General features: G+C 50.3%; 10 protein-coding genes. 1 reads left to right on the top strand and 9 read right to left on the bottom strand.

Annotated elements, in window-relative coordinates; all coding sequences use genetic code 11:
• Positions 1-114 precede the first annotated feature (114 nt).
• Complete coding sequence (locus tag GZ59_RS05820) at positions 115-2,127, bottom strand: discoidin domain-containing protein (protein WP_039290657.1); 2,013 nt, start codon at positions 2,125-2,127, stop codon at positions 115-117.
• Between the two features lie 230 nt (positions 2,128-2,357).
• Positions 2,358-4,007 carry a bifunctional UDP-sugar hydrolase/5'-nucleotidase UshA gene (gene ushA, locus GZ59_RS05815; protein WP_011092775.1) on the bottom strand — a complete coding sequence of 550 codons (1,650 nt, stop codon included), beginning with the start codon at positions 4,005-4,007 and terminating at the stop codon, positions 2,358-2,360.
• A 667-nt stretch (positions 4,008-4,674) separates the two neighbouring features.
• Here ushA and ybaL point away from each other — a divergent pair.
• Positions 4,675-6,360 (top strand): YbaL family putative K(+) efflux transporter, encoded by a 1,686-nt coding sequence (ybaL, locus tag GZ59_RS05810; RefSeq protein WP_011092773.1) that lies wholly within the window; start codon positions 4,675-4,677, stop codon positions 6,358-6,360.
• Between the two features lie 118 nt (positions 6,361-6,478).
• Here the strand turns inward: ybaL and hemH are convergent, their stop codons facing one another.
• The 7 genes from hemH to apt form a co-directional block, all read right to left on the bottom strand.
• On the bottom strand, positions 6,479-7,441 hold the full coding sequence (gene hemH / locus GZ59_RS05805; protein ID WP_011092772.1) for a ferrochelatase: 963 nt from the start codon (positions 7,439-7,441) through the stop codon (positions 6,479-6,481).
• A gap of 222 nt (positions 7,442-7,663) precedes the next feature.
• Complete coding sequence (adk, locus tag GZ59_RS05800) at positions 7,664-8,308, bottom strand: adenylate kinase (RefSeq protein ID WP_011092771.1); 645 nt, start codon at positions 8,306-8,308, stop codon at positions 7,664-7,666.
• A gap of 261 nt (positions 8,309-8,569) precedes the next feature.
• Positions 8,570-10,453, bottom strand: a complete 1,884-nt coding sequence (gene htpG, locus GZ59_RS05795; protein WP_173361620.1) for a molecular chaperone HtpG — start codon at positions 10,451-10,453, stop codon at positions 8,570-8,572.
• A gap of 175 nt (positions 10,454-10,628) precedes the next feature.
• Positions 10,629-11,234, bottom strand: coding sequence for a recombination mediator RecR (gene recR / locus GZ59_RS05790; RefSeq protein ID WP_011092769.1), 606 nt, complete (start codon positions 11,232-11,234; stop codon positions 10,629-10,631).
• The gene (locus GZ59_RS05785; RefSeq protein WP_011092768.1) at positions 11,234-11,563 is read right to left on the bottom strand and encodes a YbaB/EbfC family nucleoid-associated protein; all 330 of its coding nucleotides are present in this window, start codon (positions 11,561-11,563) and stop codon (positions 11,234-11,236) included. Before GZ59_RS05785 ends, recR begins: the two co-directional genes overlap by 1 nt.
• Before the next feature lie 40 nt (positions 11,564-11,603).
• Positions 11,604-13,679, bottom strand: a complete 2,076-nt coding sequence (gene dnaX / locus GZ59_RS05780; RefSeq protein WP_039290652.1) for a DNA polymerase III subunit gamma/tau — start codon at positions 13,677-13,679, stop codon at positions 11,604-11,606.
• A gap of 74 nt (positions 13,680-13,753) precedes the next feature.
• Positions 13,754-14,311, bottom strand: coding sequence for an adenine phosphoribosyltransferase (apt, locus tag GZ59_RS05775; protein ID WP_011092766.1), 558 nt, complete (start codon positions 14,309-14,311; stop codon positions 13,754-13,756).
• Positions 14,312-14,381 lie beyond the last annotated feature (70 nt).

The following is a 14,381-nucleotide window of genomic DNA, read 5'->3' as shown; positions in this document are numbered from 1 at the left end:
TTTAGAGAGAGTATTATTTTAAAGCGTTTTAATAATTTATTCTTTTATATAAAACACAGATGAAAAAAAAGCCGCGATATACACGGCCATTGGAATAGGCAGTAGGGAGAAGAATTACGGAACCTGATACGCCAGTTTATAATTACCCGCCGTCACGGTACGGAATGTCACACTGTCGGTGCGCCAGCGAATTTCCACTTCCGCAGGGGATTGCACTTTCCAGCTAGACGCATCGTTGACGTTCAGTACCAGTCGATCAATAGTCGCAACATCTGTGGCTGGATCGGTGATATCAAGTGCGAATGCAAACGCAAGCGCGTCCGGCACGTCATTGTTTGATGAGAACAACTGCGTCCACTGTGCCGCAGTAATCCCACCAAGCTCGGCTGGCGTCATACCATCAGCAATCAACACCGTAGCGCCTGCCGTATCTGCTGACAATGCACCAACATCAACCCACGCCCCGCTCCGCAAGACATACCAGTTAATCAGATCTCGCGTTACGGCGACGCGCACTTTGCCGCTGCCCGTCTGCGTAGCTGTTAAGATTGCGGAATTGATTTGTGACCATGATCCACCAGGGAGCAGAGAGCGTTGAATTGATAGCTGGGATTGTGGTGTGTAAAGAACGTCAACATGTATTCCCTCCCCTGAATATATATTACTGGATGGGTATTGTTGGATATTTCCTGATGCGATAAAACCATCACGAATAAAATCACTGGCACTGGTTGGAGCAGGAACATTTGACAGAATTCCATTTCTCACAGTAAACCATTGCTCACCCGCTTTAAGTAACATCTTTGAACCGGTGAACAACGATAATTCTTTGATGCAAACAAAATTATCGCCGCCATTCGATGCTGTGAACAATAATCGATACGACATGTATCGCCCCGGAGTCGATACTGTAAATCGGCGAATAACGCCCGATGTGTTATTTTCATCGTTTGATACAGCATGCAGAGTGGCCCAGTCATTATCGTTATTACTCCCTTGTAATTCCCATGACCTTGGATTTGACAGCCCAGCATATACACGGTTTGTTATCGCGTACTCAGTAATATATTGATGGTCAGGGAATTTCAAACTCAGCCATTGAGGATTACTGTCTGTCGGCCTCTGATTTGAGGCCCAGCAGTCACGCACGTTATTGGGGCTAGAATCATTTCTATCAAATGCGATATATGCAGGATACGATGGCGAATATATTGAAGATGCCGATGCAATATAACCGCGATCAGAGTCTGCCGTCATTACGGGTACAATTGACACACTGGGTAGACTAATAGAGACAGCACGATTACCCGAATTCACCTCCGATGAATAAAAATCACCGTTCTTAACAAGCTCAACACCTCCGCCAATATTCGGATGTATTTTTCCATCAAAAACAACATCATTTGTTGTTTCATAGTTAATTTTGCTCGATGCATTGAAATCATCAACCACATAAACCTGATTCGCTGCACCAACGACTTCTTTCAGCGCATACGCCGCGAGATTAAATTTATTTTGTGGACTCATGCTGAACGCGTGATTTTGCCCTGCCGTTGCGCCCTGTCGATCGGCGACAATATAGCCAGAATCGCCGCTGCCAGAGCCTCCGCCCGTTGCGCTAATTACCGTTTTCTCACTCGCAGGGCTATAACTCAGCGTTATGCCCGCCCCTGCTTCCAATGAGGAATGGATGAGCTGTTTCGTTTTTTGCGTGTAGTCGGTGATTTCCGATGTGGTATGAGTATGTCCTACCGCTGCTACACCCATTTGTGCTGGTGTTGGTGAAAGATCACCGCTACCTAACAACGATTGGCCAAAGAGCGTACGAATATTTGTTCCAGAGATTAATGCAGCCTGCTTCGCATTCCAGACTGCTTTCTCATCCGATGTAGCAAATTTTCTGGTGGCCGTTTCGGTAATCTGATCGGCGGTATAGTCACCGGATTGTGCAGTGACAACACCAGTCCGTCCAAATACGGAGAAAACACCCGAAACATTAGGTTCTTCCTCACCCTCGTCATTTGAATGACAGCAAGTATGAGGGGTGACCTGAATAGGGGGATGAACAGTACACGTCGATTTTCCTGTACTATCACAGACATTAATTTCAATATTTACGCTTTTCATTATTTTGATAACTCCGTTGATAAAAGGCACAGGGAGTATCATTTATTTTGCGGGGGAATTATTTTAAAGCGCGTTAAGAAAAAGGGATTTTTATAATTTAAACCAATGAATTAATTTATTTCACTTTGGCAAATAAGATCTTAAATCCACGCTATTTCTTTAAGATATCTCAGAGAAAAAACAGCGGTTTTCGCCACCAGCACAGAGACAAAAACCGCCATCATTATCAGTTATTTATAAACAATCTCACCTTTCGGTGCATAAGCTTGCGCATCCAGCGGAGAATGCTTCTCGATATATTGCTTCAGCACTTCAGCATCAACAAAACCGGTGTTCACATAACCTGGCAAATTATCAAGACGTGGGTAACCATCCCCCCCCATCGCATTAAAGTTCAGCGTTGCCATGCGGTAAACTTTATTTGCCTGCAACGGCTCACCTTTGATTTTCACGTTCTGCACGCCCTGTCCGTCTGCCGTTAGGCTAACGTTAAGGAATTGCGCATAGGCACCAGAATCCACCTTTTTATTAGCGGCTACGGCTAGGTATTTCTCGACGTCGCTGCCTTTCATATTCACATAAACCAGCGTGTTAGCAAACGGCTGAACCTTCAGTACATCTTTATAAGTGATATCACCCGATTCAATCGAATCACGTACTCCACCGCCGCTCATGATGGCGAAATCGGCCTCTGCTCGCTCAAGTTGCGCAGACAGCAGCACGTGTGCCAGATTGGTCTGACGGAAACGCACCTGATTGCGATCGCCTTCCAATTTGCCTTTCACGCTACCGATCTTGATGCCCAACTGCGCCTGTCCTTTTTCCTGGAACGGCGTCAGCATTTTCATGACGTCAGAGTCCTGCGTGATTTCATGCGTATAGAAAACCCGTTCGGTCTTGCCGTCTTTCTCTACTTTTTTCTTCAGGTTGATCGGAATCAGCTGATAATGCTCAAGTTTCAATTCGCCATTACGGAATGTGAAATCAGCACGACCCACATATTTACCCCACTCATGCGCCTGAACAATCCAGGTACCATTCTGGCGATCGGGAGCACAAGGCGTGCCCGGCACATAATCCACCTGCTTTTTATTTTCCTGCGCCATACAGACCGGATCCTGCGAGTGGCCGCCGACAATCATGTCCAGATATCCAGCAGGCAGGCTACGCGCCATTTCCACATCACCCGGTGCATTCGAGCCATGATTACCATCGTCATAGTGCCCCATGTGCGTCGCAGCAATGATCACATCTGGCTTTTCGCTCTTACGCAACTGCTCAACAACCTGCTTCGCTTCCGTCGAAGGATTACGGAATTCGATATCGGTAAAATACTCAGGATTGCCTAATTTGGCCGTATCATCCGTTGTCAGGCCGATAACTGCGATTTTCACACCTTGCTTGTCGAACAGGGCATAAGGCTTGAACAACCGCTGATCGGTGCTTTTTTGGTAGATATTGGCCGATAACAGTGGGAATTTTGCCCATTTCTCCTGCTGACGCAGCACAGACAGTGGATTATCGAATTCGTGGTTGCCGAGTGCCATCGCATCATAGCCAACCATGTTCATACCACGAAAATCAGGCTCCGCATCCTGCAAATCGGACTCAGGAACGCCGGTATTAATATCACCGCCGGAAAGCAGTAATACGCTGCCACCTTTACTCGCCACTTCCTGACGAATCTGATCGACCAACGTTTTTTGCGCAGCCAAACCATATTCGCCGTGATCGTTATGCCAGAAATGACCGTGGTGGTCATTCGTATGCAAAATAGTGATGGCGTATGTTTTGTCTTTTTCCCAAGCCATTGACATAACAGGTGTTAACGCCAGCGATACTGCCATTGCACATCCCAGAGCTTTTATTGAAAAGCGCATGATAAATCTCCGTTTATTTTAAAGCTGCAGTGGAACCACTGAGAAATTCATTGCACAAATTATCACAGCCAGATGAACAATGCGCCAAGCACGTTCACGCCATCCGTCAGCAATGTGCAGTAGGTGACAAAATCAGATTAGGTATAGCCGCTATAGTGATATCACGCTGGCCTGGCACTGTCGTCGCACCGTCACGAACTCTTGCTAATATGGATACTTCATCGTAATAACCTAACATCACACCGTTTATCCTCTGTTTTCTGGCTTTTACACAGGTGGAAAAAATCATTCCGTTGAATACACGGAAAATTTGTAGTGAATTCACACCAAGAACATCACGCCATCATAATAATTACGCATGTTTATCAATGCTTATCGTGAGAAACCATCCATAAATCTGTGTTACACTACCTTTAACTGGAGAAGCTGATATTTTTCATAAAATACCACTTTTATCCAAGCAACATTTCGTTATATGCAATAGAATTTGTATATACCCAGAATAATTGGCGTTGCAACCAGACAGCAAACGAACGAATCCCAATACGCTTTTCGGTACATAATAAGAGTGATAAGGGTACGTAAGCGCCGCTAACCACGCTGTAGCTTCAAGGCAAGAAGGGTAAATCCGCTCAATTACGTTTCATCTATGGCACAAGGAGTTGGGATGCATGCTGCAACACCGCTAATTTCTACTATCGCAGGGGGGCTGGTTCTTGCCTTCATCCTTGGTATTCTGGCACACCGCCTACGTATCTCTCCCCTTGTTGGTTACCTTGCCGCAGGCGTACTTGTCGGTCCTTTTACCCCCGGATTTGTCGCTGATACCTCACTAGCATCAGAACTGGCTGAACTTGGCGTAATCCTGCTGATGTTTGGCGTTGGCCTGCACTTCTCGCTGAAAGACCTCATGGCGGTAAAGTCTATAGCCATTCCCGGTGCGATAGCCCAGATTGCCGTGGCAACGCTACTTGGAATGGGGTTATCAACTATGCTGGGCTGGAACCTGGCGAGCGGCCTGGTTTTTGGCCTCTGTCTATCAACCGCCAGTACAGTGGTTCTGCTACGTGCGCTGGAAGAACGCCAGCTTATTGATAGCCAGCGTGGCCAAATCGCTATCGGCTGGCTGATCGTAGAAGATCTGGCGATGGTGCTTACGCTGGTTCTGCTGCCAGCCTTCGGCGACATGATCGGGGCTGAGCATGCTGACACCAGCAAGCTGCTAGCCGATTTGGCTTGGACCATAGGTAAAGTCATCGCGTTTATCACCCTGATGATTGTGGTAGGTCGCCGTCTAGTGCCGTGGGTGTTGGCAAAAAGCGCAAGCACAGGCTCACGCGAGCTTTTCACACTGGCGGTATTAGCGATGGCTCTGGGTATCGCCTTTGGCGCAGTGAAACTGTTTGATGTCTCTTTTGCACTGGGCGCATTCTTTGCAGGTGTGGTACTGAACGAATCTGAGCTCAGTCAGCGGGCTGCTCACGATACACTGCCGCTGCGCGATGCCTTCGCCGTACTGTTCTTTGTTTCTGTCGGCATGCTGTTTGATCCGATGATCTTGCTGAACGATCCGGTTTCCGTGCTGATCACTCTGGCAATCATCGTGTTCGGTAAGTCAGCCGCTGCTTTCGCGCTGGTTCGCCTCTTTGGCCACTCAAAACGGACAGCATTGACGATTTCTGCCAGTCTGGCGCAGATCGGCGAATTTGCCTTTATTTTAGCCGGACTCGGCATTGTGTTGGGGCTGTTGTCCGAAGAGGGTCGAAATCTGGTACTAGCCGGTGCCATTCTCTCCATCATGATAAACCCGCTGCTGTTTACGCTGCTTGAACGCTATCTGGCGAAGAACGAAACAATAGAAGAGCAGATCGTAGAAGAGGCCATCGAAGAAGAGAAACAGATTCCTGTCGATATGTGCAACCATGCTCTGCTGGTCGGCTATGGCCGCGTTGGTAGCCTGATTGGCGCCAAATTGCATCAGGCAGGCATTCCCGTGGTAGTGGTTGAGAATTCACGTACACGCGTCGATGCCCTACGTGAGCAAGGCATTAAAGCCGTGTTGGGCAACGCTACAAAGCCTGAAGTCATGGATATTGCTCGTATCGACTGTGCCCGTTGGCTATTACTGACCATTCCGAACGGCTATGAAGCCGGGGAAATCGTCGCTGCGGCCCGTGAGAAACGCGCCGACCTAGAGATTATTGCTCGCGCGCACTATGACGATGAAGTTAGCTACATTACCGAGCACGGTGCCAATGAGGTAGTCATGGGCGAAAGGGAAATAGCCAACAGCATGATCACGCTGCTGAAGCTGGATGAAATCCCACCAGCACCTCAGGCGTGTCCTATCTAAACGGCTCGACTACATGCTGAATAACAAAAATGGCGGACAAATTATGCCCGCCATTTTTTATGCTGTTCAACGTAGGTATGATGCTTTCAAGCATTACCAAACAAAGGTAATCTCTCCCCTATTCTACTTTTCCAACTAGCTGTTCCAGCAGATCGATATGTAGCGGATCGTCATTGAGCGCAGGAATATAGTGGAATGCTTCTCCACCAGCGTGCAGGAAGATTTCACGGTTCTGTTCTTGAATCTCTTCCAGCGTTTCCAGACAGTCCGCAGCAAAACCAGGGCACATAATCTGAATGTGCTTGATTCCCTGTGCGGGTAATCCCTGCATGGTTTCATCCGTGTACGGCGTTAGCCAGGGTTCACGGCCAAAACGCGACTGGAAGGTCATCATTATTTTGCCTTCCGGCAGCCCCAGCGCGGCAATCAGCGCCTCAGTCGTCGCCCGACAGCGCTGCGGATAGTCATCCCCTTCATTGGCATAACGCACGGGAATGCCGTGATAGGAGATCACCAATCTGTCCGGCTCACCATGCTCCGCAAAAGACTGCTCAACACGGTGCTTCAAGGCCGCAATATAAGCAGGATGTTCAGCGTAATCACGGATAAAGCGAATCGCAGGCAACTGCCGATTATCACGCAGTTGCGCAGCAAGCCCATCCCATACCGCGGCGGTCGTTGAACAGGAATATTGCGGATACATGGGCAAAACCACCAGTTGCGTTACGCCCTGCGCCAGCAGCTTATCCAGCGCTGAACGCAAGCTGGGCGAACCATAGCTCATGCCTAGCTCAACAGGCGTGTCTGGCATACGTGCAGCCAGCGCCTGATGCTGTCGACGGCTAATCACCAACAGCGGCGATCCGCCTTCCATCCAGACAGATTGATAGAGCTTCGCCACTCGTGGTGAGCGAATTGGCAGGATGATACCGCGCAGCAACGGCCACCATAGCAAACGCGGTGTATCCACTACGCGGCGGTCGCTCAGAAACTCAGCCAGATAACGCCTCACCGCCTGCGGCGTCGGGGCATCAGGTGTCCCTAAGTTCACCATCAGCACGCCGTATTTCTCTTGTTTCATCGCCGTCTTCCTTTTATGGAGAAGCAGGCTTTCTTTCAGCCCACCAGTGCGTAACATCAGATTCCTATTGTAGCGAAAAAAAGCTAAACAAATACGGGTAGATAGCAGGGGTAAAGCCGATGCTATCAATAGAGAAAAATAAGCAAACAAGAATTTCAGAACAAAAAAATGCCAGACGATCGTCTGGCATTCAGATGGCGGGGTATGATTCGCTTAGAAAAACTAGCCCAGAATGGTTTCCAGTTCTGCGCGAACTTCTTCTACTTTACGCGTGCCTTCCACTTTGAAATAGCGCGTATTACCCGCGTCAGCTTCTTTCTGATAGTAAGAAACCAGTGGCGCAGTCTGCTGATGATATTCAACCAGACGTTTACGCACGGTATCTTCCTGATCGTCCTTACGAACGCTCAGGTCTTCGCCGGTCACATCGTCTTTGTCTTCAACTTTAGGCGGATTAAATTTTACGTGATAAACACGACCGGACGCCGCATGAACGCGACGACCAATGATACGATCGATGATCAGTTCGTCAGGAACTGCGAATTCGATGACGTAGTCCACATCGATGCCAGCATCTTTCATAGCATCAGCCTGCGGAATGGTGCGTGGGAAGCCATCCAGTAGAAAACCGTTACGGCAATCGTCCTGTGCAATGCGCTCTTTAACCAGAGCAATGACCAGTTCATCAGTGACCAGTTTACCCGCGTCCATGATTTCTTTAGCCTGCTTGCCCAATTCAGTACCGGCTTTTACCGCTGCACGCAGCATGTCACCCGTGGAAATCTGCGGAATACCGTATTTTCCCATGATGAATTGAGCCTGAGTACCTTTGCCTGCGCCCGGAGCGCCCAGCAGAATAATACGCATCGCGTAAATCCCCTTGCTATGTAATATTTATAAAATAAATTTGAAAAACGCTGAACCATACCATTCTGGACGCTTATGCTCAAGGAACTGGCTCGCTTCAGCATCGCGTAGGCAGATGAAAAAAAACCAAATACCCAAAAATACGGTTTGCCGTCTGCCTAATGTTGCCATTCAGTGTAGACGAAGAAACCCTCGTCAGAGGAAGGAAGAGTAAAATCGGAGAAGACCCCGGTTGACACCGGGGTCTGAAGGACATCAATATCAGGCGCTTAATAGCTGATTCATACGACGAATGAACAGATTTGGATCGTCCAGCGTTCCGCGTTCCGCTAACAAAGCCTGATCCAGAAGCAGCTCAACCCACTCACCAAATTCAGCCTCATCAGAAACGTCAGCTGCACGTTTAATTAACGCGTGCTCCGGGTTCAGTTCAAAAATGTACTTCACTTCCGGCGCTTGTTGGCCCGCTGCGGCGAACAGTTTCGCCATCTGCGTGCTCATCTCGTCGGCATCCGTCACGACAATTGCAGGCGTATCGGTCAAACGGTACGTGAAACGCACGTCTTTAACGCGTTCGCCCAGCAGCGTTTTCACACGCTCGACAAACGGCTCCAGCGCTTTTTGTGCTTCTTTCTGCGCATCGTTTTCTTCATCAGCCAGTTTGTCCAACGTATCATCCGCTTTGCTAACAGACTGGAAGGATTTACCGTCAAACTCGGTCAGGTAGCTCATCATCCATTCGTCAATACGCTCGGACAACAACAATACCTCAATGCCTTTCTTACGGAACAGCTCCAGGTGTGGGCTGCTCTTCGCTGCCGCATAGCTGTCTGCAGTGATGTAGTAGATCTTGTCCTGACCTTCCACCATGCGACTAACGTAATCTTCCAGCGACACCGTCTGCGCTGAACTATCAGATTGCGTGGTGGCAAAGCGCAGCAGTTTCGCGATCGCTTCCCGGTTGCTACCGTCTTCCGCCGGACCTTCTTTCAGCACCAGACCGAACTGTTGCCAGAACGTTTGATATTTTTCCGCGTCGTCTTTCGCCAGTTTGTCCAGCATTTGCAGCACACGTTTGGTCAGCGCATTACGCAAATTCTGCGTCACACGGCTGTCCTGCAAAATCTCACGGGAAACGTTCAACGGCAAATCGTTGGAATCAATCAGGCCACGAACAAAACGCAGGTAATTCGGCATGAACTGTTCAGCATCATCCATAATGAAGACACGCTGAACATACAATTTTAGACCGTGTTTATGATCGCGATTCCACATATCCCACGGTGCATGTGCAGGAATGTAGAGCAGGCTGGTGTACTCCTGCTTGCCTTCTACACGGTTGTGGCTCCAGCTCAGCGGATCGGTAAAGTCATGGGAGATGTGCTTATAAAATTCGTTGTACTCATCATCGCTGACTTCAGATTTACTGCGCGTCCACAGGGCTTGTGCCTTGTTAATTTTTTCCCAACTAACAGTGGACTCACCACCTTCTTCTTCGCTTTCTGTCTGGGATTCGATTTCTACCGGCAGCGCGATATGGTCAGAGTATTTGCTGATGACGGAACGCACACGCCAGTCATCCAGAAACTCGTCTTCGCCTTCACGCAGATGCAGAGTGATTTCCGTTCCGCGATCGTCTTTAGTGATGTCAGCAATGGTATAATCGCCTTCACCGGCAGATTCCCAATACACGCCCTGATCGGCATTCGCGCCCGCGGCACGGGTACGCACGGTCACTTTATCCGCCACGATGAAGGCAGAGTAGAAACCCACACCGAACTGACCAATCAGTTGGCTATCTTTAACCTGATCGGAACCCATGGATTCCAGAAAGGATTTAGTGCCGGATTTTGCAATAGTACCCAGATTATCAATCACTTCGTCACGGCTCATGCCGATACCGTTGTCAGAAATCGTCAGAGTACGTTTTTCTTTATCCGTAGACACGCGCACGCGCAGGTCGCCATCACCCGCATACAGTTCTGGTGTGGACAGCGCACGGAAACGTAGCTTGTCTGCTGCATCAGAGGCGTTGGAGATCAATTCACGCAGAAAAATTTCTTTATTGGAGTAAAGCGAATGGATCATCAAATGCAGTAGTTGCTTAACTTCGGACTGGAACCCGCGAGTTTCTTGGCCTTTCATACTCATTGTTGCTTACCTCAATCCTAATATTATTCAGGCTGATTAAACTGACGATAAGTAGCAAATGGGGATAAACCAAGGTGATTTCAAGGGGTAAATTTCAGCGGATCAAGAAAATCGTGGGGGAAGAAAAGATGACTGCGGCTACCAGATGATGCGACTGGCAGCCGACAGATTAAAACCGGAAGGGCTGACGACCCGCGAGCGAATGAGAGAGCGTCGTGCCATCGACCATTTCCAGCTCACCGCCAACGGGAACGCCGTGTGCAATGCGGCTGGCCATCACGCCGTGTTGCGCACAGAGCTCAGCGATATAATTCGCTGTAGCATCGCCTTCTACCGTCGGGTTAGTAGCCAGAATCACTTCGTTGAACGATTCCACTTGCAGGCGCTCTTCTAATCGCCCCAAACCAATATCGTCTGGGCCAATGCCATCAAGCGGCGACAAATGCCCCATTAGCACAAAGTAACGACCAGCAAACTGCCCCGTCTGTTCAATGGCATGAATATCAGCCGGGCTTTCTACAACGCAAACCAGCCCATTTTGCTGGCGGCGTGGATTCGAGCAAATCGCACAAACGTCCTGCTCGGTGAATGTCCGGCAATCGCTACAGTGCCCGATTTCGGACATGGCTTGCGTCAACGCCTGCGCCAAACGCATACCACCGCTGCGGTTACGTTGCAGTAGTTGAAACGCCATACGCTGCGCCGACCTGGGCCCAACGCCCGGCAGGCAGCGCAGCGCTTCCATCAATGATTCAAGAAGCGGGCTGGTCTGCATCAGAACGGCATCTTGAAGCCCGGCGGCAATTGCATACCGCTGGAAACCGTTGCCATTTTCTCTTTCTGCGTTTCTGCGATGCGACGAGCGGCATCATTGAACGCCGCAGCGATCAGATCTTCCAGCATCTCTTTGTCGTCTTCCATCAGGCTAGGGTCGATCTCAACACGGCGGCAATTATGCGCACCGTTGATCGTGATTTTCACCAGACCTGCGCCCGATTCGCCCGTGACTTCCAGATTCGCCACTTCTTCCTGCATCTGCTGCATTTTTTCCTGCATCTGCTGGGCTTGCTTCATCAGGTTGCCAATTCCACCTTTACCAAACATAGTTTTCTCTCTATCACGTCGGGCTGCGCACTCGCAGCGGTTAAACAGGGCGGATACTTTCTTCGTCCAGTTCCGCATCAAAGAAACGCCGCAGCGTTTGAATCGTCGTATCGGCCAGAATCGACTGACGCGCCTGCGCCAGTTTCTCTTCATATATAGCCTGACGCCACTCCAGCGGCGTCCGCACCGCTGGGTTATCGTCTTCAGTAATCAGTAATTCTACAGGATGCCCATAGTGGGCCGTCAATGCATCCAGCAGCGTCTTTTGCGCCACAGGCGAATTCAGATGCCGCTGAGATGAACGCAGATGTAGATGGACTTTTCCTGCCTCTTCGCTCTCTTTAAACGCATTGAGTGCCAGCTGTTGTACCAGTTTTGGCAATGTCAGGCGATGGATTTCCGCCGCCCATGGATCCCGCTCCAATGACTCTTCCGCCAGCCGTGCCGCTAGTTCAGGCGTTTTTTCGTGCTCCAATGCCGAACGCAGCGCTTTTGGCGTCGTCACATCGACCTTCTCTTCGTCGACTTTATTCTGCGCCCGCCAACGATACGCTTCCGGCTTTTTAGGTTCGGAGGGAGAGGTTTGCGCGTTTTGCCGTTGAATACTGCGCTCAGTCACCGAAGCCAATCGCTCCAGCGCTGAGGTTGCCGGCCGCGTGTTGTCAGACGCTGCCGGTTCAGCCTTTTTTGGTGGCGTACTCCCCTGTTTTCGCAGTAGCTGGCTGCGAGCCTGTAACAGCTGAGAAGTCGCATCAGGTAATTCACTCACACCATGCTGATCCGCAGAACCGGCCGTAACAGTCGCTTCCCCTAACGGTGGCGCATAGGCAGAGGCATCCATCGGCGGTTCGGGAGAGTATGATGACGGCAGCACGTCGTCATGAGATTCGCTGTTTTGCGGCATTGGCGCACGAGCCACCGCCGATGTTGTTGCCGTAGGTTGCGGCTGCGCAGGCGGCTTGACAGAGGGCGCACGCGCAGCCTGAGCAGGCGCGGCGCTTACTGGTGCAACCAGTTCGGCAATAATCTGACTGGGATGAAACGCCAACGCTCTTAGTAGCGTCATTTCAACACCCATCCGACGATCCGGCGCGAAAGGCAGCTCTTTGCGGCCAATTAGCATCGTCTGGTAATAAAGCTGCACGTCAGCCGGTGGCAAAGCTCGCGCCAACTCTCGTATCCGCGCTTCAACAGCCGCGTAATCATCGCCCAACGCCGCAGGCAGCAGTTGAACCATCGCAATACGGTGTAACAACGTTTGGGTTTCTACCAATAACGATTCCCAATCCACACCTCGTGCAGCAACCTGATCTAGCAGCGACATGACTTGCCCGCCATCGCCTTTCGCCAACGCTTCAATCAGTGCCAGCGGTTGTTCATCGTCCAGCGTGCCTAACATTTGGCTGACTGAAGCGGTTGTCACCTGCCCTTGCCCCATGGCAATAGCTTGATCGGTCAAGCTCAGCGCATCACGTAAGCTTCCATCGGCAGCACGCGCCAGAAGTTGCAGTGCCCGTGGTTCACTGGCGAGATTCTCCGCCTGTAGTACCTGTTCCAAATGCGCACGAATCTGTTCGACATCCAGCGCTTTGAGATGAAATTGCAGGCAGCGCGACAGAATGGTCACCGGCAGTTTCTGCGGATCGGTAGTCGCCAATAGGAATTTGACGTGCGGAGGTGGCTCTTCCAGCGTTTTTAACAGCGCATTAAAGCTGTGGCGCGATAACATGTGTACTTCGTCAATCAAGTACACCTTGAATCGCCCACGCGCGGGGGCATACTGCACATTATCCAACAGATCGCGCGTGTCTTCGACTTTAGTGCGAGAAGCGGCGTCGATTTCGATCAAATCGACAAAACGGCCCTGTTCGATTTCTCGGCAATTATCACACTGGCCGCACGGCGTTGCCGTTACACCCTGTTCGCAATTCAGCCCTTTTGCCAGCAAACGGGCAATCGTCGTCTTCCCGACACCGCGGGTGCCAGAAAACAAATAAGCGTGATGGATTCGACCTAGGGAAAGGCCGTTAGCCAACGCGGTCAGGACATGTTCCTGACCGACAACTTGGGTAAAGGTTTGGGGACGCCACTTACGGGCAAGAACCTGATAGCTCATCAATACCGCAACAGTCGAGTTATTGAGGCAATCATGCTAACACAGCCACGCCGCTATCGGCGAGACTGTTATGATTAATGTCCGGGGAAGTCAACCAAGCTATAGCAGGTTACACCCATCTCAGTCAGGCGTTGCTCGCCACCCAGATCGAACAGGTTAATGATAAAAGCGGCATCGTTTACCGTGCCACCCAGACGACGGATCAATTTCACCGTGGCTTCAAGCGTACCGCCCGTTGCCAGCAGATCGTCGATCACCAGCACATTATCGCCAGCAGAGATCGCATCCGCATGAATTTCCAACGTATCTGAACCGTACTCCAGTTCATAGCTTTCACTGATCGTTGGACGCGGCAGTTTGCCCGGTTTACGCACGGGAACAAAACCCACACCCAGCGCCAGCGCAACAGGGGCGCCAAACAGAAAACCACGCGCTTCGGTGCCGACAACCTTCGTCACACCGGTGTTGCGATAACGGTTCGCCAGCATGTCAATACTGGCCGCATAGGCCACAGGATCTTCCAGCAGGCTGGTGACATCACGGAACAGTATGCCCGGCTTCGGATAATCGGGGATGCTTTTGATACTGTTTTTAATTAATTCTGCCTGCTGCTGCGCTGTTACGGTCGTCATAGTTGTGCCTGATAAAACGTTCTGAACATACAAATGCCGGTCGCCACAAGGCTTTCATCATCGCATGATG

This window comes from Pectobacterium atrosepticum, assembly GCF_000740965.1.
Classification (GTDB): domain Bacteria; phylum Pseudomonadota; class Gammaproteobacteria; order Enterobacterales; family Enterobacteriaceae; genus Pectobacterium; species Pectobacterium atrosepticum.
This window is presented reverse-complemented; position numbering and strand designations above follow the sequence as displayed.

What these genes read in the sequence shown, in the direction of transcription:
- ushA (WP_011092775.1), bottom strand. Translation starts at nt 4,007, where the DNA reads ATGCGCTTTTCAATAAAAGCTCTGGGATGTGCAATGGCAGTATCGCTG.
- ybaL (WP_011092773.1), top strand. Translation starts at nt 4,675, where the DNA reads ATGCATGCTGCAACACCGCTAATTTCTACTATCGCAGGGGGGCTGGTT.
- GZ59_RS05785 (WP_011092768.1), bottom strand. Translation starts at nt 11,563, where the DNA reads ATGTTTGGTAAAGGTGGAATTGGCAACCTGATGAAGCAAGCCCAGCAG.
- recR (WP_011092769.1), bottom strand. Translation starts at nt 11,234, where the DNA reads ATGCAGACCAGCCCGCTTCTTGAATCATTGATGGAAGCGCTGCGCTGC.
- htpG (WP_173361620.1), bottom strand. Translation starts at nt 10,453, where the DNA reads ATGAAAGGCCAAGAAACTCGCGGGTTCCAGTCCGAAGTTAAGCAACTA.
- apt (WP_011092766.1), bottom strand. Translation starts at nt 14,311, where the DNA reads ATGACGACCGTAACAGCGCAGCAGCAGGCAGAATTAATTAAAAACAGT.
- hemH (WP_011092772.1), bottom strand. Translation starts at nt 7,441, where the DNA reads ATGAAACAAGAGAAATACGGCGTGCTGATGGTGAACTTAGGGACACCT.
- GZ59_RS05820 (WP_039290657.1), bottom strand. Translation starts at nt 2,127, where the DNA reads ATGAAAAGCGTAAATATTGAAATTAATGTCTGTGATAGTACAGGAAAA.
- adk (WP_011092771.1), bottom strand. Translation starts at nt 8,308, where the DNA reads ATGCGTATTATTCTGCTGGGCGCTCCGGGCGCAGGCAAAGGTACTCAG.
- dnaX (WP_039290652.1), bottom strand. Translation starts at nt 13,679, where the DNA reads ATGAGCTATCAGGTTCTTGCCCGTAAGTGGCGTCCCCAAACCTTTACC.